The organism is Rahnella sp. R3(2024) (genome assembly GCF_042920125.1).
Taxonomy (GTDB): Bacteria; Pseudomonadota; Gammaproteobacteria; order Enterobacterales; family Enterobacteriaceae; genus Rahnella; species Rahnella rivi.
This window is the reverse complement of sequence record NZ_JBHGBU010000001.1, coordinates 32,352-55,112: the sequence shown is the minus strand read 5'-3', so window position 1 is coordinate 55,112 and position 22,761 is coordinate 32,352. Positions and strand designations below refer to the sequence as shown.

General features: G+C 52.1%; 17 protein-coding genes. 11 read left to right on the top strand and 6 right to left on the bottom strand.

From position 1 onward, the window contains the following. The first annotated feature begins 191 nt into the window (after positions 1-191). Both ABSH60_RS00200 and ABSH60_RS00195 read left to right on the top strand, forming a co-directional pair. Positions 192-2,141 carry a DNA topoisomerase III gene (locus ABSH60_RS00200; RefSeq protein WP_390972184.1) on the top strand — a complete coding sequence of 650 codons (1,950 nt, stop codon included), beginning with the start codon at positions 192-194 and terminating at the stop codon, positions 2,139-2,141. Between the two features lies 1 nt (position 2,142). Then, positions 2,143-2,445: a DUF1496 domain-containing protein gene (locus ABSH60_RS00195; RefSeq protein WP_390975638.1), complete on the top strand. Its 303-nt coding sequence runs from the start codon at positions 2,143-2,145 to the stop codon at positions 2,443-2,445. A gap of 94 nt (positions 2,446-2,539) precedes the next feature. On the opposite strand, the gene ABSH60_RS00190 is transcribed toward ABSH60_RS00195, so the two are convergent. Further along, positions 2,540-2,935, bottom strand: coding sequence for a pyrimidine (deoxy)nucleoside triphosphate diphosphatase (locus ABSH60_RS00190; RefSeq protein ID WP_390972182.1), 396 nt, complete (start codon positions 2,933-2,935; stop codon positions 2,540-2,542). After that, entirely contained in the window at positions 2,935-3,744 is an 810-nt protein-coding gene (xthA, locus tag ABSH60_RS00185; RefSeq protein ID WP_056771915.1) for an exodeoxyribonuclease III, read from the bottom strand. Before xthA ends, ABSH60_RS00190 begins: the two co-directional genes overlap by 1 nt. Positions 3,745-4,001: 257 nt before the next feature. Here xthA and tyrR point away from each other — a divergent pair, with 257 nt between their 5' ends. Continuing rightward, positions 4,002-5,570 carry a transcriptional regulator TyrR gene (tyrR, locus tag ABSH60_RS00180; RefSeq protein ID WP_390975636.1) on the top strand — a complete coding sequence of 523 codons (1,569 nt, stop codon included), beginning with the start codon at positions 4,002-4,004 and terminating at the stop codon, positions 5,568-5,570. 249 nt (positions 5,571-5,819) lie between these two features. Then, complete coding sequence (locus tag ABSH60_RS00175; protein ID WP_390972180.1) at positions 5,820-11,060, top strand: RHS repeat-associated core domain-containing protein; 5,241 nt, start codon at positions 5,820-5,822, stop codon at positions 11,058-11,060. A gap of 119 nt (positions 11,061-11,179) precedes the next feature. On the opposite strand, the gene tpx is transcribed toward ABSH60_RS00175, so the two are convergent. Further along, positions 11,180-11,683, bottom strand: coding sequence for a thiol peroxidase (tpx, locus tag ABSH60_RS00170; protein WP_122095227.1), 504 nt, complete (start codon positions 11,681-11,683; stop codon positions 11,180-11,182). Between the two features lie 137 nt (positions 11,684-11,820). On the opposite strand from tpx, the gene ycjG reads away from it, so the two are divergent. Continuing rightward, positions 11,821-12,798 carry an L-Ala-D/L-Glu epimerase gene (gene ycjG / locus ABSH60_RS00165; protein WP_056770353.1) on the top strand — a complete coding sequence of 326 codons (978 nt, stop codon included), beginning with the start codon at positions 11,821-11,823 and terminating at the stop codon, positions 12,796-12,798. Positions 12,799-12,925: 127 nt separating this feature from the next. Then, complete coding sequence (locus ABSH60_RS00160) at positions 12,926-14,560, top strand: ABC transporter substrate-binding protein (RefSeq protein ID WP_390972177.1); 1,635 nt, start codon at positions 12,926-12,928, stop codon at positions 14,558-14,560. A 70-nt stretch (positions 14,561-14,630) separates the two neighbouring features. Here the strand turns inward: ABSH60_RS00160 and ABSH60_RS00155 are convergent, their stop codons facing one another. Further along, positions 14,631-15,836, bottom strand: a complete 1,206-nt coding sequence (locus tag ABSH60_RS00155; RefSeq protein WP_390972175.1) for an MFS transporter — start codon at positions 15,834-15,836, stop codon at positions 14,631-14,633. A gap of 101 nt (positions 15,837-15,937) precedes the next feature. Between ABSH60_RS00155 and ABSH60_RS00150 the strand changes: the two genes are divergently transcribed. The 3 genes from ABSH60_RS00150 to ABSH60_RS00140 all read left to right on the top strand — a co-directional run bounded on the left by ABSH60_RS00150 (position 15,938) and on the right by ABSH60_RS00140 (position 18,908). After that, complete coding sequence (locus ABSH60_RS00150; protein WP_390972173.1) at positions 15,938-16,870, top strand: LysR substrate-binding domain-containing protein; 933 nt, start codon at positions 15,938-15,940, stop codon at positions 16,868-16,870. A gap of 95 nt (positions 16,871-16,965) precedes the next feature. Then, on the top strand, positions 16,966-17,949 hold the full coding sequence (gene zntB / locus ABSH60_RS00145; protein WP_056771922.1) for a zinc transporter ZntB: 984 nt from the start codon (positions 16,966-16,968) through the stop codon (positions 17,947-17,949). A 281-nt stretch (positions 17,950-18,230) separates the two neighbouring features. Then, a complete protein-coding gene (locus ABSH60_RS00140) occupies positions 18,231-18,908 on the top strand; it encodes a hypothetical protein (protein WP_390972171.1) in 678 nt (225 codons plus the stop codon). Between the two features lie 59 nt (positions 18,909-18,967). On the opposite strand, the gene ttcA is transcribed toward ABSH60_RS00140, so the two are convergent. Continuing rightward, positions 18,968-19,894 carry a tRNA 2-thiocytidine(32) synthetase TtcA gene (ttcA, locus tag ABSH60_RS00135; protein ID WP_390972169.1) on the bottom strand — a complete coding sequence of 309 codons (927 nt, stop codon included), beginning with the start codon at positions 19,892-19,894 and terminating at the stop codon, positions 18,968-18,970. A gap of 229 nt (positions 19,895-20,123) precedes the next feature. Here ttcA and ABSH60_RS00130 point away from each other — a divergent pair, with 229 nt between their 5' ends. Then, entirely contained in the window at positions 20,124-20,357 is a 234-nt protein-coding gene (locus ABSH60_RS00130) for a YgdI/YgdR family lipoprotein (protein ID WP_056770372.1), read from the top strand. A 33-nt stretch (positions 20,358-20,390) separates the two neighbouring features. Next, the gene (locus tag ABSH60_RS00125; RefSeq protein ID WP_056770375.1) at positions 20,391-20,618 is read left to right on the top strand and encodes a YgdI/YgdR family lipoprotein; all 228 of its coding nucleotides are present in this window, start codon (positions 20,391-20,393) and stop codon (positions 20,616-20,618) included. Between the two features lie 80 nt (positions 20,619-20,698). Here the strand turns inward: ABSH60_RS00125 and ABSH60_RS00120 are convergent, their stop codons facing one another. Beyond that, positions 20,699-22,507 (bottom strand): transporter, encoded by a 1,809-nt coding sequence (locus tag ABSH60_RS00120; RefSeq protein ID WP_056770378.1) that lies wholly within the window; start codon positions 22,505-22,507, stop codon positions 20,699-20,701. Positions 22,508-22,761: the final 254 nt, after the last annotated feature.

Here is a 22,761-nt window from a genome sequence, read left to right as displayed (position 1 = left end):
TTCTCAGTGCTTTCTGATTAAACCGGTTTTTTGCTGCCTTAATGAGCGACCGTCATCTCAGATACCTTTAACCGTCTTACTAAATGTGCCGCCAGCGGCTAACATAGCCCCCTCTGGATGATGAGGACGTTGTGAATGAAGGATGGGACAATGAAAATGTTAGCCGTTAACACTCTGACGGGCGCTGTCTGATGCGTCTGTTCATTGCGGAAAAACCCAGCCTTGCCCGCGCCATTGCGGATGTTCTGCCGAAACCTCATCGTCGCGGTGACGGCTATATTGCCTGTGGTAACGATCAGGTGGTCACCTGGTGCGTAGGTCACTTGCTCGAGCAGGCTCAGCCGGACGCCTACGACAGCCGCTTTGCGCGCTGGTCGCTGGCCGATCTGCCGATCATTCCCGAAAAATGGCAACTCCAGCCGCGTTCCTCCGTGGCTAAACAACTCAACGTCATTAAGCGCTTATTGCTCGAGGCCTCTCAGGTCGTCCATGCCGGTGACCCGGATCGCGAAGGGCAATTGCTGGTGGATGAAGTGCTGGATTACCTTGAGCTGACGCCGGAAAAACGTCACGCCACCCAGCGCTGCCTGATTAACGATCTCAACCCGCAGGCCGTCGAACGCGCCATTGAACGGCTGCGGGATAACCGCGATTTCATCCCGCTGTGCGTTTCCGCGCTGGCCCGCGCCCGCGCAGACTGGCTGTACGGCATCAACATGACCCGCGCTTACACTATTCTGGGTCGCAACGCCGGGTACAACGGCGTGCTCTCCGTAGGACGTGTACAGACGCCTGTCCTCGGGCTGGTGGTGCGTCGTGACGAAGACATTGAAAACTTCGTGCCGAAAGATTTCTTTGAAGTGAAAGCGCATATCGTGACGCCCGCCGACGAGCGTTTTGTCGCCCTGTGGCAGCCGAGCGAATCCTGTGAACCTTACCAGGATGAAGAAGGGCGTCTGCTGCACCGGCCGCTGGCCGATCACGTGGTGGCGCGCATCGGCGGCCAGCCTGCCATCGTCACCGGCTATAATGACAAGCGTGAGAATGACATTGCGCCGCTGCCGTTTTCGCTTTCCACCTTGCAGATTGAAGGCTCCAAAGCCTTCGGACTGAGTGCGCAGCAGATTTTAGATATCTGTCAGAAATTATACGAAACGCACAAATTGATTACGTATCCGCGTTCAGACAGCCGATATCTCCCTGAGGAGCATTTTGCCGGACGTCATGCGGTGCTTAACGCCATCGGCGTGCATCAGCCGGACCTGATGCCGCAACCGGTCATGGATACGGATATTCGTAACCGCTGCTGGGATGACAAAAAAGTCGATGCCCACCACGCGATCATCCCGACCGCCCGCAGCAGCAAAGTGCACCTGACAGACAATGAACAAAAGATTTACGGCCTGGTGGCGCGTCAGTATCTGATGCAGTTCTGCCCGGATGCGGTTTACCGCAAATGTGTGATTGATCTCGATATCGCCGGTGGCAAGTTTATCGCCAAGGCGCGTTTTCTGGCCGAGGCGGGCTGGCGCACCTTGCTGGGCAGTAAAGAACGTGATGAAGAGAATGAGGGCACACCGCTGCCGGTGGTGGCGAAAAGCGACGAATTACTCTGTGAACGGGGTGAAGTGGTGGAGCGTCAGACCCAGCCGCCACGGCCTTTCACCGATGCCACGCTGCTTTCCGCCATGACCGGTATTGCGCGATTTGTGCAGGACAAAGCGCTGAAGAAAATTTTGCGTGCGACCGACGGGCTGGGAACGGAAGCCACGCGCGCCGGGATCATCGAACTGCTGTTCCGCCGTGAATTTTTGTACAAGAAAGGGCGCTACATTCATTCCAGTGATACAGGCCGTGCGTTAATCCACTCGCTGCCGGACATCGCCGGAAGGCCGGACATGACCGCCGACTGGGAATCGACCCTGACGCGCATCAGTGAAAAGAACTGCCGTTATCAGGATTTCATGCAGCCGCTGGTCGCGACGTTGCAGGATCTCATCATGCAGGCGAAAACGAACCGGGTGTCTTCGGCATTCCGCAGTCTGCCTTCCAAACCGGCGGGCGCAGCGGCGAAAGGCAAAAGCGCCCCTAAACGACGTAAAGCGAGCACCAAAGGTAAGGAAGCAAGCAGTGATGAATAATATGAAAAACGTGCTGATGATTTTACTGGCGGGTTCGGCGTTGCTGTCTGCCCCGGCGCTGGCGAACCGCACCGGTTATAACAATGGTGCTGACGTCGTGGTGCCGCTGCCGCCGCAAATCTGGGAGAACAGCGGCAACAGTAATAACAACAGCGCACCGGCCTGTCACAACTGCTGTATTTACAATAATCAGAGCTACAGCGAGGGCGCGGTGGTGACCGCCGACAGCGTGGTATTGCAATGCGTGCGCGATCCGCTGGTGGTGGGCACCAATGAACTGAAGTGGCAGGTGCTGAAGAAGTAGTGTTCAGCCTGACGTGAATGTTCAGACACTCATTTTCAGACAGTAAAAAGGCGCGGAACTGTATTCAGTCCGCGCCTTTTTTAATGCGTTACCGTCAGCTGCAATACGCGCGCAGATAGGCGTCGATCAGCGGAACGTCTGCCGCTGCCAGCTCAAAAGAGTGCACGTCGGCAGGCACTACCCAGCGGATTTCTGAGTGACACTGTAACGTTATCACTCCCTTGAAATCGCTGACCCGCCAGCCGTGCAGGCGAATCAGCCGCGCGGGCTGTTGCAGTTCGCTGGTCGCGACAAATTCTTCAACCTTTGCGTCGATCCCCAGCTCTTCCTGCAATTCGCGGATCAGCGCGGCCTGCTGGCTCTCACCTGCCTCGACTTTCCCGCCGGGAAACTCCCACAAACCGGCCTGATCGCCGGTGGCATCACGACGGGCGAGCAGCAATTTCCCCTCGCGCTCAATCAGTGCGGCCACCACATCGACAATCTTCATTATTTCAGGTCGAACGTCGCCCAGATTGGCGCGTGATCTGAAGGTTTTTCCATTCCACGGATATCGTAATCGATACCGGTTTCGATGCAGCGTGAGGCTAGTGGCGTACTGGCCATGATCAGATCGATACGCAGGCCACGGTTTTCATCGAAGCCGCGTGAACGGTAGTCAAACCATGAATATCTGTCGGCGGTTTCCGGGTTGGCTGCGCGGAAAGTATCAATCAGCCCCCAGCCTTTCAGGCGTTCCATCCACTCACGCTCTTCCGGCAGGAAAGAGCATTTACCGGTGCGCAGCCAGCGTTTACGGCTGTCTTCGCCGATACCAATGTCAAGATCGGTCGGGCTGATATTCACGTCACCCATCACCACCACCGGATTATTCACCGACAGACTGGTGTTCAGGTAATCCTGCAAATCGCGGTAAAACTTCTCTTTTGCCGGGAACTTGGTCGGATGGTCACGGCTTTCGCCCTGCGGGAAGTACCCGTTGATGACCGTCAGCACGCCCTGCGGCGTTTCGATGTCGGCCATGATAATGCGGCGCTGAGACTCTTCGTCATCACCAGGGAAACCACGGCGTACAGCCAGCGGTGCCTGTTTGGTCAGCATGGCAACGCCGTAATGGCCTTTTTGCCCGTGATAGAAAACGTGATAGCCATACTGGCTGACATCTTCGAGCGGAAACATATCGTCATGGACCTTGGTTTCCTGCAAACCAATGACGTCAGGCTGATGCTGTTCGATAATTGCCGCAAGCTGATGCGGACGGGCGCGCAATCCGTTGATATTAAAGGAGACAAACTTCATAGTCGGGAACCATTTGGCGATGAAATCAGAAGGGCGATAGTAGCAGATAAAGGGGCAGATGGCGAAACCGCTGCGCTGATGAAAAAGCCAGCAAAGGCGCATTGCGGGGCAAACAGTCTGCCCAAACTTTGTGACAATCCGGATTGAGTTGTACAATTAATTTGTCAACTTTTCGTGACAGTCTCTTCTGCCACTGTACATGAAAGAGTATTATGCCACTCAGCGATTTCCGCACCGGCAGAAAAAGGTCAACACTGATGCGTCTGGAAGTTTTTTGCGAAGACCGCCTGGGTCTTACCCGTGAACTCCTTGATTTACTGGTTTTACGCAGTATTGATTTGCGCGGTATCGAGATTGCCTCGATTGGCCGCATTTACCTGAATTTTTCCCAACTGGATTTTGATACTTTTCGCGCCCTGATGGCTGAAATCCGTCGAATTGATGGCGTGACCGACGTCCGCACCGTGCCGTTCATGCCTTCCGAGCGTGAGCACCGCGCACTGCGTGCTTTACTGGTGTCCATGCCGGAACCGGTATTTTCCATTGATATGAAAGGAAAAATTGAGCAGGCCAACCCCGCTGCAATCGCGCTGTTCGAACTGGATGAAGAGAAAATCCGCACTTACAACGCCGTGAATTTGATTACCGGTTACAACGTCACGCGCTGGCTGGAAAGCGACAGCACCCAGCCTCACAGCGAGCGTGTGGTGATCCGCAGTCAGGATTTCCTGATGGATCTCACCCCTATTCATATGGATGACGAAGAGCAGACCGGCGTGATGGCCGGCGCGGTGATCATGCTGAAATCCGCCGCGCGCATGGGCCGGCAGTTGCAGGATCTCACTGTCAATGACGACAGTGAATTCGACCATATTGTCGCGGTAAGCGGCAAAATGCGTCAGGTGCTGGATCAGGCACGCAAACTGGCGATGCTCGATGCGCCGCTGCTGATTGTCGGCGATACCGGTACGGGTAAAGATTTGCTGGCACACGCCTGCCATCTGCGCAGCGCCCGCGGCAAAAAACCGTTCCTTGGCCTCAATTGTGCCTCGCTGCCGGATGACGTGGTGGAAAGTGAACTGTTCGGCTATGCCGCCGGTGCCTACCCGAATGCGCTGGAAGGCAAAAAAGGCTTCTTCGAGCAGGCTAACGGCGGTTCCGTGCTGCTTGATGAAATCGGTGAAATGTCGCCGAGAATGCAGATCAAACTGCTGCGTTTCCTCAACGACGGGACTTTCCGCCGCGTGGGTGAAGAGCATGAAGTGAAAGTGGATGTGCGCGTGATGTGCGCCACGCAGAAGAATCTGGTGGAACTGGTGCAGCGCGGAGAATTCCGTGAAGATCTGTATTACCGCCTGAATGTGCTGAGCCTGACGCTCCCGCCGCTGCGCGATCGTCCGGCAGACGTGATGCCGCTCACCGAACTGTTTGTCGCGCGTTTCTCAGATGAACAGGGTATGCCGCGCCCGAAACTCTCTTCACAGCTTGCGAATTATCTGACGCACTACGGCTGGCCGGGCAACGTCCGTCAGCTGAAAAACGCCATTTACCGCGCGCTGACGCAGCTGGAAGGCGGAGAACTTCGCCCGCAGGATATCGTCCTGCCGGACTTTGATGCCGAGGTGACCATCGGCGAGGAAGCGTTGAACGGTTCACTTGACGACATCAGCAAGCGTTTCGAGCGTTCGGTGCTGACCCGTCTTTATCGTACTTATCCAAGTACGCGAAAACTCGCGAAACGTCTGGGCGTCTCGCACACGGCGATTGCTAATAAACTGCGGGAATACGGTTTAAGCAGCAAAAGGTCTGACAGCAGCGAGGAGTGACCCGGTTGTCTCTTTATCGCTAATAAGATCACATTCTTATTCACCGCAAATTAAACCTAAGTAAGCTTCTTACTTAGGTTTTTTTTATTCATTAACCTGCGGAATCTCCGGCGTTCTTCATCAGAATATTCACAGTATGTTGTGTGGTTGACAGGCGATATCGAAAATATCGTGATCATGACATTTCTCCTTAAAGTAATAAATGACAATTCATTGCCTCAATCATTTATTAAATAAAAGGAATTTATAATGGATACCTCATCAACATCAGTGATATCGGCAGAAAAAGAAAACAGTCATATTCCTGCATCAGATAAACACGTATTACAGGGCACAAACGACGGACAGGAATTTAGTCAGTCGGATGCTCTGTCATTTGCCAGTTTCCGCCGGGGCAGTGTTGACCCGCGCACCGGAAGTTTTAATTATACAATTCCTGTCGCCAGGATCACCGGAAATAGCCGGAGAGGGCCGTCGCTGCAACTTTCATTGAAACATAATCATTTCTCCAGCAGAAATGAAGGTTTTGGTGCCGGCTGGTCGCTGGGGTTGAGTAAGTTTTTCAAAGATAATGACCGGATGAAACTGCTGTTAAAAGACGGAAGAATTATCGATCTTAAAGAAAAAAATGGGACTTACCTAGTCGAGACCGTTGATCTGAAGAACTTCATATTGACTAAGCTTACCGGTTCAGACAGCGGTTACAAAATAGCGTATAAAGACGGTTCAACAGAGATATTAAAACCCGTTACATCAGATAATAAATTTGTTTATGTGACGGAAATAATACAGGAGGATGGCTATAAATTAACTATTGACTATGATTTCAAAGAATCTGTTTCTCTGGAGCCCTTTGTCAGACGAATTTATGATGAGTCAGGAGAAGAGTTAATCTCTGTCTCCCGTAACGGCACCAACATAAGATATAACGTTATCATTGAAATTTTCAAAAGCATCAGTAATCTGGCCAGTAAACTTAACCTGACAATAAAAGAAACAACCAGTAATTCCATTGAGTCCTGTCTCGCCATCTCTGATAAAACCACCAATATATTAACATTTACTTATCAGCAGGGGGAATATTTCAGGCTGATAGAAAAGGTTGAGAGTAATTTCTTCGGGCCCGCGACCGAAATCATCAGTTATGATATTCAACTTGCGGCGCCGAAAGGCTCAACTTTCGCGACATTACCTGCGGTGAGTGCCTACCAGTTCACTATGGTTTCCCCGGCAACAGGAAAAATCAGTACAGAGGAGTATAAATACAGTTATGGTGAAAATATTTGGTCTAATAATTTTTTAGGCAATAATGGTGTGGCGGCATGGGATAAGAATGCTATCGATAATATTTATTCCTGCCGGGCAGATTATACATATTTTACGCAGCAAACTTTATTTCTCGATAATGTAGAAGAGTGTAAAAGCAAATTTACCTATGATAAATTCCACCGCGTTATCAGAGAGGAGATCACCGCTTCACGTGTTGTCGCCCCTGTCGTAGCGCAAACTATTACCACTCAATACACATACTCAGGTAACGTTTCAGAAACCTATTTTTCACTGCCCGCCACCTATAAACTTCCTGTCTCAATCAGAAAAGACTATGTCGAGAAAGATGATCAGGACAGCCATATGAGATCGGAAACATCTTCGTTCACCTATGACCAATACGGTAATATAGAAACCCATAGCGACAGTGGCGGGGTGTCAATAGATTACATCTATTATCCTGCCGCAGGTATGACAGGTAAATGCCCAAAGGATAAGAATGGTTTTGTTCGCCATCTGTATTACAGTAATAAATATCGGAATGATTTGTCAGTGGATTCGGTGGAAAACACCTACACCTATCTCTCTTTACAGGTAAAAGAGGGGTATGACTATGTTGTGGAGAACAGTGAAACAGAAAGAAAAATAATTTCCACGCACTGGAGCGATAACTCTAAAAAAGTGGTTAAAACTTACTATGGCATAGATGAAAAGAATGTGTTCAACCGGGGTAAGTTAAAAAATACAACGTTAATTATAAATGGTCAGGAATGCATGACCATAAGCCATGATTATTCGCTGAGTAAGACTGGGAATGAATTCATTATAAGTACGACGCAAAAAGGGGCTGACGGTAAACAGTTCGTGTATTCAGAAACTGCGATGACCCGGACCGGGTGGCCGGTTTGCATGACTGATGCATTGGGAGTGACGACGACCCTGACTTACGATAATGTCGGGCGCATCGTCTCTGCGACCAGAGCCGAAGGAACCCCTTATGAAAGCACAACGAATTACAATTATGCTTATGATCCCATAAAAAACTTTTTCTCGAAAACCACGCAGGCCCCTATGTCGGGCAGGGTGACTGAAACCTATGACGCGCTCGGTAATGTGGTTAAACAGGTCATAGACAACAACGTCGTCTATATTGCTGATTTTAACACCCGGTCGCAGTTATTATCAGAAGTAAATTATGACTATGATGTCCCCCTGTTAAATAATAAATACGTTGAACTGAGGATGACTGAAAATTATCTCTATGATGCATTGGGTAATGTGCGTGAAGTGAGAAAAAATGATGCCACTGTCCACTTTAGTCGATTTAACATCGGAGATGCAGTACTGACGGAATATATAAAAGCGCCTGACAGAAATGGTTATTACTGTTATGAAGAAAATGAATATGATCGCAGATGCGGGCTCCCTCTCAGTTCTACAGATTACAATAAAGATGGAAAAACCAGAGCATTGCAGAAGAACTATTATTATGATGCTTTCCATCGGGTAAACAAAATCTCCTCCAAAGATGCCGTCAATGGCACCACGTTCGTTGAAAATTATGAGTATGATTTTTTCGACCGGCCAATAACACGAATAGAAAGCGGGGAAGAGGGCGCTTACCGGACAACGGCAATGCAGTATTGGAATTATGGTCAGGAAAGTAAGCTGACGAAAATTTCTATCGATAATGTCCCTGTTGGTTATCAGACCTTTGATACCTTAGGTCGCCTGATAGAGCAGGATCGTAACCCGGCGAAGAAAAACGCATTCACCACTCGCTACAAATATAAAGACAACTGCACGTCAGCTTATGAAAAAATCACGCCTGACGGCGACGTGATTAACTATGTCTACATCCCTGAACTGGATCTTCTTCCTGCTGAAATAACCATGCCGGGAAATAAGGAAAGTTTTAGTTATGTCTATGACAAAGACACGGTCAAACTGGTGGAGGAAATGCATAAGACAGCCTCTGGTGAATCCATTCGCACGCTTGAGTATGACAACCAGCAAAGACTTATTAGCGAAGTGTTTTCAGATAATCCAGGGAAGATCAGTGGTCGGAATGTTTTCACGTATACCTGTGGTGGCCGCTTAACCTCGGTCACTAATTTATTCACGGGGCAGCCGACTCAGACAACCTGCTACCGGTATGATGATAATGGACGTCTGGCCGCGCTTTCCGCAGGGCATGACAATGAAGCCGATCTTGAAATAGAAGTGTCATACCTTGCAGGCAATTATCCTTCACTCATCAGGTATCAGTTGATTCAGTCTGACAGAAAAATTGTAAAATACAGTATGCAATTGAATTATGACCATAAGTTTAGAATAAGTGAAAAACGTTACTATGACAGTGCCGGAAATCTTATCTCTAAAAATGCTGAAAAATTCAATGGTGCAGGAAAAGTCACAAGCAAAGAGGTTTTTGTTAAGCCTGATAAAAAAAGCATGACTCACTTTAAGTTTGATTACCTTGGGCGTTTAATCCATGCGGCAATAGAAGATTCATCCACTCAATATCCTCTGGATCTGAATGCGGAAGAGGTCAGTCAGTTCGATTATCAGTACGATAACTTTGACAATATGACGTCCAGCAAAGCCACCGAAAGATACTCGGGATACATCAATGAAACCCGCTATTCCTACGCGGGGAAAAATCCCTTTGAAATGACTTCTGCGTTACTGAACGGGAAGAGTCCCCGTAGCCCTTTGCTACTCACCTATGATGCTTCCGGAAATGTGATTAAGAAAAAAGCAGGTAATATGGAGGCAGTGGAATACCAATACGATGCGTTTAATAAATTAATGAAATCCACCGCCGCCAGTAATACCACGTCTTTACGTTATGATGGCAGCGGTAATATGCAAAGCCTTGGGCTGAGCATAGGCAGCAGCGAGGCTCAGTCCCGCAAAAGTCACTATCATTACAGTAATGGTGTTTTTGATGTGTCAGAGAGAAAGCAATCACCTGATGCACGTAGTCAGGATATTGCGACCTATATTAAAAGTCCTGTGGGTACAGAGGCCATCAATATTCTCAGTGGCAGTTCTGGCGCCTATAAAAAAGAACAAAATTTATTGTTAAGCGATCGTCTTGGCTCTGTCTATGCTGAACTGAAGGATTCCGGTACGGACAATATTACGCCCTTAACCTATACGCCTTATGGCCATTTGTTAAACGGTGCAGCGATACCTGCTTATGATCCCGTACGTTTTGCCGGAGAAAAATATGATGATCTTACCGAGTTATATCATTTAGGAAACGGAACCCGTTCCTATGATCCACTCCTCATGCGTTTCATGCAGTACGATTCGATGAGTCCCTTTGGCGAGGGGGGCATAAACCCTTACAGCTATTGTGGCGGTGACCCTGTTACGTTCTCTGACCCTTCCGGGCATGGTCGTGATGTGGCGATTATGTTCGCCGCAATGGGATTGGTATTTTCGTTGCTGTTCCTGGGGCTGGGCGTGTTGGCACTACTGGGTGGGGCGGCACTCTTGCTGGGTGGAATTGCGGTGGCTGCCGGAGTATTGGGCACGACAGGCAGTGCGCTGGGTGTGGCTGCTGCTGCGGTCGAAGATGAGGAACTCTCGCAAAAATTATCTATCGCGAGCGGGGTCTTCACAGGGGCATCTTTGGCATTAGGTTTATTCCCGGCATTATTATTTGGCGGTCATAAATTATCGTGGAAATTAATGCAAGCCTTCTCAAAGGGCCGGGTCTTTCAGGCAAGGTTGCAGAATGTCAGATTTTATCCTGGTGCCAGTTATCGTGTATCTATGCCGTTTAAATATAACAATCAGTCAGTCAGGCTCGTGAATGCCCATGGGAATGGCGATAGAGGGTTGTTATCTCATGCCGTCGAAAATACGTCTCATCCGGGTCAATGGGTCGACAAACCGGTTTCTGTCGATCAGTTTGCACAATTCACCAAAAATATTTTGGTCAATGAACTGAGGGACAACGATAGCGCACTCTTTATAACCGCCTGTGGTGGCTCACAAGCCGGTGCGAATAGTAACGCCCAAAGTTTGGCTAATTGTATGAACCGACGTGTTTATGCATTTCCGTCAGGTGTGGTTTCCTCCCATATTCAGGGATCTATGGCTGACGCGAATGTGACCTATTATGGCGTACCGTGGTTTGCAAAACCTAAATTGTTCAGCCCGGTCACTGCGGGGGGGAATGCCATACCTATGTTACCGCTGGCGTGAATATCTAAAAAAAACCAGCCCGTTATTTCCCGATATCAGGATGAAGTAACGGCAGGGTAGTCTGAATAAAAACGCACCGTACAATATAATGTCGGTGCGTTTTTTTTAAATCAGGCTTATTACTTTAATACTGCCAGCGCAGACTCATAGTCTGGCTCGGTGGTGATTTCGTTAACCAGTTCGCTGTACAGCACGTTGTCCTGACCATCCAGAACCACAACCGCACGGGCAGTCAGGCCAGACAGCGGGCCTTCAGCGATAGCCACGCCGTATTCGGATTTGAAGTCGCCGCCGCGCAGGGTGGAAAGTGTGACCACGTGGGTCAGGCCTTCCGCACCGCAGAAGCGGGATTGTGCAAACGGCAGATCGGCAGAAATACACAACACAACGGTGTTGTCGATTTCGCCTGCCAGTTGATTGAATTTACGCACGGACGCGGCGCATACACCGGTATCAATGCTCGGGAAAATGTTCAGGACTTTACGCTTGCCCACGAAGCTGCTCAGGCTGACATCAGAAAGGTCTTTAGCGACCAGAGTGAAAGGCTTGGCGACGTCGCCTTTTTGCGGGATTTTACCTGCTACGGTAACCGGGTTGCTCTGAAAGTGTACTGTCTGGGTCATGATGTATTCCTATGTCCATTGGAGTCAAACGGCTTTCAGTTTAGGGTAACAATTGTAGGTTGGATATAGATTATTTGCTAAATAGTTGTATACATTGAATGTATGCCGTCGGGCATTGATCCATTTAGGGAGCCTCTATGAGAAGTGTTCGCTTTTATCCGGAAGCCTGGCCGTTACATACCGCCTTTGTTATCTCTCGTGGCAGCCGCACTGAAGCGCGGGTGGTAGCGGTTGAAATTGAAGAAAACGGCATTCGCGGCGTGGGTGAATGCACGCCGTATGCGCGTTATGACGAAAGTGAGGCGTCGGTGATGGCGCAAATCGCCAGCGTTGTGACCGCCATCGAACAGGGTGCGCATCGCGAACAGTTGCAACATTTACTGCCCGCCGGTGCCGCGCGAAATGCGCTCGATTCGGCATTATGGAATCTGGAAACACAAACCAGCGGCCTGAATTTGTGGCAGCTCACCGGTACGGAGCCTCTCGCGTCGGTGAGTATGGCGCAAACCGTCAGCATCGGTACGCCGGAAGAGATGGCCGAAGCCGCGCTGGCATTGCAGAAAAAGGGCGCGACGCTGCTGAAAATCAAACTCGATGACCGGCTGATTGCCGAGCGTCTGGTGGCTATCCGTACCGCCGTGCCCAATGCGTCGCTGATTGTTGATGCCAACGAAGCCTGGCAAAGTGACGGGCTGGCCGAGCGCTGCCAGCTGCTGGCCGATCTCGATATTCTGATGCTCGAACAGCCGCTGCCTGCGGGGGAAGATTCGGCGCTGGAAAACTTCATCCATCCGCTGCCGATTTGCGCCGATGAAAGCTGCCATACCGTCGAAGGGTTACCAGCGCTAAAAGGGCGCTACGAAATGGTCAACATCAAGCTGGATAAAACCGGCGGGCTGACCGGCGCACTGCGTCTGGCGCAGGAGGCACGCGCGCTGGGCTTTGAAATCATGCTTGGCTGCATGTTGTGCACGTCCCGCGCGGTTCGCGCCGCTTTACCGCTGACGGCTGGCGCGAAGTTTATCGACCTCGACGGTCCGACCTGGCTGGCGCAGGACGTTGAGCCGCCCATGAAGTTCCATTGTGGCGGGATCGACGTCGCGGGATCTGCCTGATTTTACGGCGGATGTCGCACTTTTGTGCGCGGGGGCAAAACTGGAGCGAATTCTTATAGGGGATGAATTGAAGAAATGATACAACTCCTTCATTGCTCATAGTTTTTATGAATGTCAGGAGAAATTCATGCCGCAGGGAAAATCGCTTCCGCGTCTCTCATATTCCGTCTGTGCAGCGTTAGTCGCACTGAGCTTCGGTCCGGCTAACGCCGCAGACGTTCCCGCCGGAACACAACTGGCCGCCAGACAAGAAATCGTCCGGCATATCAAAGACGAGCCTGCCTCACTGGATCCGACCAAAGTGATCGGCCTGCCGGAAGCGCAGGTGGTGCGAGATCTGTTCGAAGGGCTGGTCAGCCAGGACGCTCACGGAAAAAACATTCCGGGTGTCGCCCAAAGCTGGCAGAACCAAAATAATCAGGTGTTTATCTTCAACCTGCGCAAAGACGCTAAATGGTCTAATGGCGATCCGGTGACCGCACAGGATTTCGTTTACAGCTGGCAGCGTCTGGTGGATCCCAAAGGCCTGTCGAGCGGCGCGTGGTTCGCCGGGCTTGCCGGAATACAGAATGCGGATGCAATCATCGCCGGTAAAATGCCGACCGATAAGCTCGGGGTGACCGCCATCAGCCCGACGCAGCTGCGCGTCACGCTGGATAAACCGGTGCCTTATTTTGTCAGCCTGCTGGCGAACTTCAGCCTGTTCCCGGTGCATAAAGCCACGGTGGAGAAATATGGCGAAGACTGGACCAAGCCCGGCAATCTGGTGGGGAACGGCGCTTACGTACTGAAAGCGCGCGTGGTGAATGAAAAGCTGGAACTCGAACCCAATCCGCATTACTGGGATCACGCCCGCACGGTGCTGACCAAAGTGACGTTTGTTCCCATCAACAAAGAGTCCAACGCCACCAAACGTTATCTGGCCAATGATATCGACATCACTGAGTCCTTCCCGAAAGATCAGTATAAAAAACTGATGCATGATATTCCGGGCCAGGTGTACACGCCGTATCAGCTCGGCACTTACTACTACGCTTTTAACACCCGCCGCGCCCCGACCGATGACGCCCGTGTGCGCCTGGCGCTGTCGATGAGCATTGATCGCAGCGTGATTGCCGATAAGGTGCTGGGCACCGGCGAAAAACCGGCATGGCATTTTACGCCAGATGTGACGAACGGGTTTACACCGGTGAAAAGCGAAATGCAGCAATATTCGCAGGAAGAACTGAATGCGCAGGCTAAAGCGCTGCTGGCGGCGGCGGGTTACGGCCCGGCCAAACCGCTGCATCTGACGCTGCTGTACAACACCTCAGAAAGTCATCAGAAGATTGCGATTGCCGTCGCCTCAATGTGGAAAAAGACGCTGGGTGTGGATGTTAAACTGGTGAATCAGGAATGGAAAACCTACATCGACAGCCGTAACACCGGCAATTTCGACGTGATCCGCGCCTCGTGGGTGGGGGATTACAATGAAGCCTCGACGTTCCTGTCACTGTTAACCTCAACGCACAACAGCAACATCAGCAAATTCAGCAACGCCGACTACGACAAAGCCATCGCTGACGCCAGCCGTGAAACTAACGACGCGCGCCGTAATGACGATTACAACAAAGCCGAACAAATCATCGCCGAACAGGCACCGATCGCGCCGATTTATCAGTACACCAACGGTCGCCTGATCAAACCCTGGGTGAAAGGTTATCCGATTGAAAACCCTGAAGACGTGGCTTACAGCCAGGAAATGTACATCATCAAACACTGATGACTGAGCCTTCAGAAATGCCAAAAGCGCCCCGACATCAGGGCGCTTTTTTTATGTGCAAGCAAACACTTTACCCGTTGCGGCTGATCAAACGCACGATAAGCGCCGCGGCGGCGGCCACCGTTGCCAGCAGCACGACGCCCGCCCAGCCGCCCGCCTCAAGGGCTTTACTGCCGAGCGCCGCACCCGCCGACATGCCGATAAACACCACGGTGAACAGCAGGGCATTAAGACGGCCACGCGCGGCAGGTTCAAGGCCGTAAACCAGGGTCTGATGGGCCACCAGAGTGGCCTGGATCCCTAAATCAAAGCCGACCGCGCTGAGCACAATTAACGCCAGTTGCGCATGGGGCGACAACAAGGGCAGCAGAAACATCGCGGCAAAGGAAACCATCACCAGGGCCGCGCCGATTTGTGTCACCCTGGCCGGGCCTTTTTTGTCCGCTAACGCCCCGGCCAGCGGCGCTGCCAGCGCACCGGCGGCACCGGCAAGACCAAAAGCTCCGGCAACGGCGCTGCCCAGGTGATACGTGTCATTAAGCATGATGGCGAGTGTGGACCAGAACGCACTGAACGCCACGGAGAGCAAACCCTGAGCCAGCGCGGCACGGCGCAGCGTTTTGTAGTGTTTCCACAGACCAAACATCGAGTGCATCAGCGCGGCATAGCTGATGCGCGTCGCAGGGGTAAAGCGGGGCAGCACGCGCCACAGCGCAAAACCTATCAGCGCCACGCTGATTGCCGCGAGCTGGTACATCACCCTCCAGCCAAAATATTCAGCCACAAACCCGCTGACCACGCGGGAGAGCAGGATCCCGACCAGCAATCCGGTCATCACCGTGCCCACCGTTTTACCCCGCTGTGCCGCCGGCGCGAGGTGCGCGGAGGCGGGTACAATATCCTGTGCCATGGTCGCGCCAATGCCGGTGATGAGGCTCGCCGCCAGCAGCCCGTGAATGCCGGGCACAAACCCGCACAGCAGCAGCGCGGCGGCCAGCAAAATGCTTTTCAGCAAAATGATGGTGCGGCGGTCATGGCGGTCACCTAGCGGGATCAGAAACAAAATGCCCAGCGCGTACCCTGCCTGCGTCAGCGTGGGGATAAGGCCCACTGACGTTGTGCTGGCATTCAGATGGCTGCCCATAATCCCCAGCATCGGCTGGCTATAATAAATCGAAGCCACACTCAGACCGGCTCCCGCCGCCAGAGTAAAAATGATTTTGCCTGACAGGGCAGATTCGGGTTCTGCCGGTTTTGCAGCAATAATATCGGACATTATGTATTCCTGAGTGAATGAGGTAACCAGGAATGCATTCTTCACCTGAATGGTTATGAGTGGTAGGCTGCAGTAAGGTAAAACTGTTATACGCGGGACGTATGAATACACCTCTCACCAGCGGCATTGACCGCATCGATCTGATGCAAACGTTTATCCGGATTGTCGAAAGCGGCAGCCTTTCGGCGGCGGCCATTCAACTGAGCACCAGCCAGCCGACCGTCAGCCGCAGGTTGCAGTCGCTGGAACGCCTGCTGGGCGCGAAACTCATCCTGCGTACCACCCATGCGATGAAACTCACCGACGACGGCGAACGCTGTTATCAGCAGGCAAAATTATTACTCGAACACTGGGCGGCGCTGGAAGATCAGCTGAGCGGCGCGGGTGATGAACCCGTGGGCACGCTGCGCGTTCGTGCGCCCCATGCCTTTGGTCAGGATCAGATGATTGAACCGCTGACGCGCTATTTACAGCGCTATCCCAACGTGACGATTGACTGGATGCTCAATGACCGCACGCCGGATTTCCTGTCAGAAGATATCGACTGCGCGATCCAGGTGGGGAGCGTAGCGGATCCGTCGATGGTGGCGATCCTGCTGGCAGAAGTTCCGCGGATTGTGGTCGCCACGCCGGAATTATTGCAGCAGCATCCGGTGACGCAGGTGAGCGAGCTGGGGCGACTGCCGTGGATCGCGTTCAGCACTTTTTACCGCAATGAGGTGACGCTGTGCCACGACAGCGATGACATCACCGAAAGTTGTGTCATTTCACCGCGAATGGCGACAGACAGCCTTTATGCTGTTCGCAAAGCCGCGCTCACCGGGCTGGGGGCGGCAATCGTCTCCGCGTGGGTGGTGAATGACGACATTGCCGAAGGGCGGTTGCAACGGGTTCTGCCGGGCTGGAATGCCTTGCCGCTGCCGGTCTATCTGGTTTATCCCTACGCCACGTATTATCCGGCGCGGTTGCGCAAGTTCTTCGACGTCATGCGCAGTGTGATGCCCGAACTGGCAGAAATGCGGGTGGCCCTGTAACGTAACGTGGATAAATCACCGCAGGGTTGAGTTTTTGAACTTCAGGCACTTAACGTTACACTGAACAGAATTTGAGAATGAAGGCGAGGAACATCGTGGAAGTCATCAAGGGAAAAGAACTACAGGTACCCGATGCTGTGTATTCCTTCCAGCTCGACGGTCAGGGCGGTGTGAATGATATCAGCGCGCAGTGCGTTGCCACGGAGGAAAAACCGTGCTGGCTGCATCTGGATTATACCCGCCCGCAGAGTGAAAACTGGATCAACACCACGCCTGTCTTGCCGGACGCCGTCCGCGAGGCACTGGCCGGTGACAGCGTGCGTCCGAAAGTCATTCGTATGGGCGAGGGGACGCTTATCACCCTGCGCAGTATCAATCTCAACGCGGATTCGCGGCCTGATCAGCTGGTCACCATTCGCGTGTATCTCACCGATAAAATGATCGTCTCCACGCGTCACCGCAAAGTGTTCTCCATGGAAGAGATGATCAATGACATGCAGCAGGGCAGCGGGCCGAAGAATACCGGCAGCTGGCTGGTGGAAATGTGTGATGCGCTGACCGATCACACCAGCGATTTTATCGAAGATTTGCACGACAAAATCATTGATATTGAAGATGACCTGATGGAACAACAGGTGCCGGAGCGCGGCCAGATGGCGCTGTTGCGTAAACAACTGATTGTTCTGCGCCGGTATATGGCTCCCCAGCGCGATGTGTTTTCCCGTCTTTCCAGCGAGCGTTTACCCTGGATGAATGATGACGAACGCCGTCTGATGCAGGAAATCTCTGACCGTTTGGGGCGCGGGCTGGACGATCTCGACGGCAGTATCGCCCGCACGGCCGTGCTTTCTGACGAAATCAGTTCCCTGATGGCCGATTCCCTTAACCGCCGCACTTACACGATGTCGATGCTGGCGATGGTTTTCCTGCCGACCACCTTCCTGACCGGGCTGTTTGGCGTCAACCTTGGCGGGATCCCCGGCAATGAATCCCATTTAGGCTTTACGATTTTCTGCGTGTCGCTGGTCGTGCTGGTGGGCGGTGTGGCCTGGTGGCTGAAGAAAAGCCGCTGGCTGTAGTGCGTGTTTTGCTGAAAAAAAACCAAAAAAAAGCCGGTCATAAGACCGGCGTCGTTCGAATCAAAAAGTGCTATGCATTAATTCTAAAAATTTGGAAATAAGACAATATGGAGCACAACGCCCATCGCTTGACGTTGCATTCACCTGCGGAATGGATAGTGCACCGATTCAGCAGTTCCAATGTTGATTTGGCTCAATCTTTTTGAGGTTTATGTGCGGTTAGCTTTTTCAGAGGGCATTTTTGCCACAGGGCTCTCAACACTTGCGGTCAGGAGTTTGTCTTGCATACCGGAAAAATGATCCATCAGGCATACGAAGAGACGACCCGGCGGACGCTGGGTTTATGGCAGGCACATCCGCAGACGGGAGAGGTCAGATCCGCGCCTTTCTATCATCCCACCCGGCTGGCGATTACCAGCGGCAACCGGGCTGGCGCATCGATGGCGGGGTTATTAGCCCGCGCAGAACACGCAGCGCAAGGCGATCCGCTGGCCGATATCGCGCCGCCCGAGGGTATGCACTTTACCTTTTTTGCCATCACACAGGCGTTGTATGACCGGCCGGAAGAGGCAGAAGGTCTGGCGGAACTGACTGACATTTTCAGGCAGCATTGTGCGGGGCATGTGATGCGTATAAGCGATCTGCGGCTGGTCGCATTGCCGGATCAGCTTTTGCTGGCGGGCATTCCCGATGAGGAAAGTTTGCGGGTCAGGCAGTCGCTGGTGAAACATTTACTGGGGACGCCGTGGGCGGGAAAGATTAAAGATCGCTATCCGGGCGCGGCCATTCCGCAAATATTCTGGCACAGCACTTTGCTGCGCTACAGCGCTCAATATGTACCTTCCACCCTGCGGGATTTTTTCCACGAAAATCAACATCAGCGGTTCGGCGGAATCAGCCTGCCGGTGAAACTGGTGATGACCAATTACAACTGGACCGACACCGTCGATTTGTGCTGAAAATGCAAAAGCCCGCACAGGCGGCGGGCTTTCGACAGTAAACGGTTAACGCCTGAAGATTATTTAATTTCCAGCACGTTCAGACGCTCAACCACCGCGACGGTGTCATTGTCTTCCGGCTGCCAGCCCACCGGCTGCATCGGGATCTCTTCCCGGTCGAACGCCAGATCCCCGCCGTCTACCACGTCACTGCCGTGCTGAATCCCTTTAAAATCAAAAAGATTCATATCATTAAGATGTGAAGGCACCACATTTTGCATCGCGCTGAACATGGTTTCGATGCGACCCGGATACTTTTTGTCCCAGTCTTTCAGCATGTCGCCGATCACCTGGCGTTGCAGGTTTGGCTGCGAACCGCACAGATTACAAGGAATGATCGGGTATTCACGGGCAATCGCGAAACGTTCGATGTCTTTCTCGCGGCAGTACGCCAGCGGGCGGATCACGATATGTTTACCGTCATCGCTCATCAGTTTCGGTGGCATACCTTTCAGCTTGCCGCCGTAGAACATGTTGAGGAACAGCGTTTGCAGAATATCGTCGCGGTGATGGCCGAGCGCGATTTTGGTACACCCCAACTCGGTGGCGGTGCGGTACAAAATGCCGCGGCGCAGACGTGAGCAGAGGGAACAGGTGGTTTTGCCTTCCGGGATCTTATCTTTGACGATCGCATACGTGTCTTCGGTGACAATCTGATATTCCACGCCCAGTTCCTGCAAATATTCCGGAAGAATATGCGCCGGGAAACCCGGTTGTTTCTGGTCAAGATTGACGGCAATCAGGGAGAAATTCACCGGGGCGCTTTTTTGCAGATTGCGCAAAATTTCCAGCATGGTGTAACTGTCTTTACCGCCTGACAGGCAGACCATAATGCGGTCGCCTTCTTCGATCATTCCGAAATCCGCAATCGCTTTACCCACGTCACGACGCAGGCGCTTTTGCAGTTTATCAATGTTGTATTTTTCTTTCTGAATTGGACTTGTCACAAATTTCTCTTTCGCAAAATCGCGGCGCACAGGCCGCCAGTGTCTATGCGCAGTAGGGTACGGATTTTGGTGCCTGCTGTCAGGTGGATTTTTGTGAAAACCCGCTTTTTTTGCGTCCAAAAAACAGCCAAAAAACTTCCGTTTGTCTGATTTTGGGCTGAATGTGAAATTCGTGACTATAGTTAATAGACTAATTGTTAAGTCAAAACCCCAATTCAGGAGGGAAGATATGAAAAGGAAAAACCTTATTGCCGCATCGCTGGCCGCCGTCTCAATACTGTTTGTTGCAGGCTGCGCCTCGAATCAGGCAATAAAAACGACGGACGGAAAAACCATCGTAACGGACGGAAAACCACAGGTCGATGACGATACCGGTCTGGTGTCGTACAAAAATGCAGAGACAGGTAAGACAGAGCAGATTAACCGTGATCAGGTTAAAAACATGAGCGAACTGGATAACTAATTTTTCAGGTCAACAATGACAAAGGAGAGAACGATGAACAGGAAATTGATTTTGCCACTTGCCGCATTAATCAGTGTCGCAGCGTTGTCAGGCTGCACCCGCACGAGTTATGCCATTCAGACGAATGATGCCCGTACCATCATCAGCGACGGAAAACCGAAAGAAGCTGAAACTGGCTTACTGGAATATACCGATGCAAATGGTGTGAAACAGCAAATCAGTAAAACTGAAGTCAAACAAGTGACGGAACTGCCAAAGTAATATCGCTTTATGTCTGTTTTTTCCGAAATCTGAACCCGCCTCACCAGGCGGGTTTTTTTATGGATTAAACACGCCACGCCTTACCGTTGCGACGCCACGATTTTGACCTTATCTGCCGCCGCTGCTTTCTCTGCTTTAGCGGCATTCATGCCTTTTTCTGCGCTGCGGTGCAAAATCCAGCCGAAAACAAGAATCGACAGGGCGCAGAGCAGGAACAGAATCCGTCCCCACAGCGGGTTTGGCACCAGGACCATCAGCAGTAATCCGGCACCCATGTACATGGAGATCCGCCCGATTTTATCCCGTTGCAGGCGGTCGAATTCATCCTGTTCGTTGTCGGCATACACCGGGGTTTCCATGTCGATGAAGAACTGTTTGCGCTGAGTTTCGCGCGCCGTGTTGGCTTCGCGATAGAACAGGGTGGTCAGGCAGAAGAAGCCGCCGGTAAACACCAGATGCGAGAAGATGTTCCACATGATCGCCACATCCAGCAGCTCACGTGCGGTCAGCGTAATGCCGGCGAGCCGGGCGACGTCCGGCGCGGTGAATACATTGGCGACGATGTAAGACACGCACAACCCGAACAGTACGGTGACCCAACCCGCCCAGTCCGGCGTTTTACGGATAAACACCCCGAGGAACAGCGGCACCACAATCGGCGCCTGCATCAGCGTACCGACTTTCATCATCAGGTCGAACAGGCTGACGGTCTGCATCGTGTGCATATATTGCGCCACCAGAATCACCAGCACGCCGTTGACCACGCAGGCGATCTGGCCGACGCGCAGCTGATATTTGTCGCTGCGCTCGCCGTTGCGGTTGACGATTGGTGTCCAGAAGCTGCGCACAAAGATCCCCGAGTTACGGTTCAGCGCACAGTCCATCGACGACATGGTGGCGGCAAACAGCCCGGCCATCAGCAGGCCGACGGTGCCGAGCGGCATCGCGCGTTCGGCGAAAATCAGATACACCGCATCCGTGGCGTTTTTCCCCAGTTCAGGGTGTGCGGTGGCGGCGTCCGGATAAAGGATGGCCACCGCCCACGGCGGGATAAACCAGATAATCGTGCCGACCAGCATCAGCAGCAGCGCAAACAGCGCGGCCTTTTTCGCATTGAAACTGTCTTTGGCATTCAGAAAACGATAGGAATCCTGGAGGTTATTGATGCTCTGCACATTTTTGATGAAAAAGAACAGGAAGCAGGCCACCAGAATCGAGATGTAGTGCGGCCCGACGTCCGGCCCGGTGAAGAAGCCGGAAGGGAATTCGGTCACCAGTTTGACCGGTCCGCCGACTTTAAACAGCGCCACCACCGCACAGGCGATGGAAATGATCGCCACCACCAGCGTCTGCACGAAATCGCTCGCCACCACGCCCCATGCGCCGCTCAGCAATGAAATCACCAGCACCACCACGCCGGTCACCCACAGCGTCAGCGTAATGTCGTGCTTGAACACTGCGCTGGCAAACACCGCCAGACTGTTCAGCCACACACCGGCACTCAGAATACTCAGCGGAATGATCATCCAGGTGAAAAACTGTTCGTTACCTTTGCCAAAGCGATGGTTGATCGCCTCTGTGGCAGTATCGACCCGTAACTGACGAAAGCGGGTGGCGAACCACCACCAGGCGATCAGGTAACCGAACACGTTACCGGCAAACACGCTGACCACGTTGAAGCCGTAACGGTAAGCCTGTCCGGCGGCACCGGTAAAAGTCCAGGCGCTGAACTGGATCATGAACGCGGTGGCGCCGACCATCCACCAGAGCATGCGTCCGCCGCCGCGAAAGTAATGGCTCGAGGAGCCGGATGCCATTTTTTTGAAGGCATAACTGATGGCAATCATTAAGACGAAGTAACCGATCATGACCAGAACATTGATATCCATTGTCGTTACTCTCTCGTTTGCAGGTGAGGTGTTTTTGGTTATGTATTGAGCAAGCGTAGAAGAGGGTGATGAAATTAAAAGTCCGACAAATAAGAAATGCTTAATTTGTTATCGATTTGTGAAGCGGGTCACTTGTTGGGCGTATTGTGGCTTTTTAAGCCAATTCTGACTGGCGCTTCTCAGCATTCATTGCTTTATTTGTAGTACTAAAGCGAACATTCATTGTAATCCGGAGAACGCATGATGTTATTTCA

Coding starts and splice junctions, on each gene's coding strand:
- ABSH60_RS00200 (WP_390972184.1), top strand. CDS start 192: ATGCGTCTGTTCATTGCGGAAAAACCCAGCCTTGCCCGCGCCATTGCG.
- ABSH60_RS00195 (WP_390975638.1), top strand. CDS start 2,143: ATGAAAAACGTGCTGATGATTTTACTGGCGGGTTCGGCGTTGCTGTCT.
- ABSH60_RS00190 (WP_390972182.1), bottom strand. CDS start 2,935: ATGAAGATTGTCGATGTGGTGGCCGCACTGATTGAGCGCGAGGGGAAA.
- xthA (WP_056771915.1), bottom strand. CDS start 3,744: ATGAAGTTTGTCTCCTTTAATATCAACGGATTGCGCGCCCGTCCGCAT.
- tyrR (WP_390975636.1), top strand. CDS start 4,002: ATGCGTCTGGAAGTTTTTTGCGAAGACCGCCTGGGTCTTACCCGTGAA.
- ABSH60_RS00175 (WP_390972180.1), top strand. CDS start 5,820: ATGGATACCTCATCAACATCAGTGATATCGGCAGAAAAAGAAAACAGT.
- tpx (WP_122095227.1), bottom strand. CDS start 11,683: ATGACCCAGACAGTACACTTTCAGAGCAACCCGGTTACCGTAGCAGGT.
- ycjG (WP_056770353.1), top strand. CDS start 11,821: ATGAGAAGTGTTCGCTTTTATCCGGAAGCCTGGCCGTTACATACCGCC.
- ABSH60_RS00160 (WP_390972177.1), top strand. CDS start 12,926: ATGCCGCAGGGAAAATCGCTTCCGCGTCTCTCATATTCCGTCTGTGCA.
- ABSH60_RS00155 (WP_390972175.1), bottom strand. CDS start 15,836: ATGTCCGATATTATTGCTGCAAAACCGGCAGAACCCGAATCTGCCCTG.
- ABSH60_RS00150 (WP_390972173.1), top strand. CDS start 15,938: ATGAATACACCTCTCACCAGCGGCATTGACCGCATCGATCTGATGCAA.
- ABSH60_RS00130 (WP_056770372.1), top strand. CDS start 20,124: ATGAAAAGGAAAAACCTTATTGCCGCATCGCTGGCCGCCGTCTCAATA.
- ABSH60_RS00125 (WP_056770375.1), top strand. CDS start 20,391: ATGAACAGGAAATTGATTTTGCCACTTGCCGCATTAATCAGTGTCGCA.
- ABSH60_RS00120 (WP_056770378.1), bottom strand. CDS start 22,507: ATGGATATCAATGTTCTGGTCATGATCGGTTACTTCGTCTTAATGATT.